The organism is Thiolapillus sp. (assembly GCF_048562965.1).
GTDB lineage: Bacteria > Pseudomonadota > Gammaproteobacteria > Chromatiales > Chromatiaceae > Thiolapillus > Thiolapillus brandeum_A.
This window is the reverse complement of record NZ_JBHNMF010001329.1, coordinates 1-696: the sequence shown is the minus strand read 5'-3', so window position 1 is coordinate 696 and position 696 is coordinate 1. Positions and strand designations below refer to the sequence as shown.

General features: G+C 50.0%; 1 protein-coding gene. It reads left to right on the top strand.

Annotation, left to right across the window (positions count from 1 at the left end; translation table 11 throughout):
- Positions 1-695, top strand: a 695-nt coding sequence (locus ACOCD2_RS24130; RefSeq protein ID WP_293649689.1) for a glycosyltransferase family 2 protein, incomplete at its 5' end; no start/stop codon positions are given.
- Position 696: the final 1 nt, after the last annotated feature.

The window sequence follows — 696 nt, the reverse complement described above, 5'->3', positions numbered from 1 at the left end:
TCCTTCGGAACACAACCAACAGCGGCTACGCGGCGGGAAACAACCTGGCCATCCGCTACGCACTGGAGCACCTGTCACCTGACTTCGTCTGGATCCTGAACAATGACACCCTGCCAACAGCCGATAGCCTCACACAATTGCTGGAAGCTGCTAAGAAACAACCCTCCGTGGCCATATTTGGCAGTACTCTTCTCGACGAAAATGGCTTGGTGGTGGAATGTGCGGGAGGCAGCTATTACTCCCCATGCCTGAGCACTTACAAGCACGCGCTCAAGGGATTAACGATAGAAGAAGCTGCACACGCTGAGCTGCCAAAACCATTGGACTATATCGAAGGTGCAGCCATGTTTGTGAGGGCGGAAGTTTTCCGCACGATTGGCTTGTTCAATGAAGAATACTTCCTGTACTTTGAAGAACTGGATCTGATCAGACGCCTGCCCTCAGGCAGTCATATTGATTGGTGCAAAAAATCTTTCGTCAGGCATATCGGTGGCGCCAGCATGGAAAGCAAGGTGGCAGAATACCATTCAAATGTAAGTGCACTGATGTACACCCGGAAATATCATCCTTACTGCTTCCCTTTCATGGCGGTGTTCCGTTTCACTGCAAAACTGTTTCGCAACATCTTGACCGGCAGTTGGAGCCTGAACGAAGCACTGGTATCGTCATACAAACACTATTTTCTTAGCCGCTAAT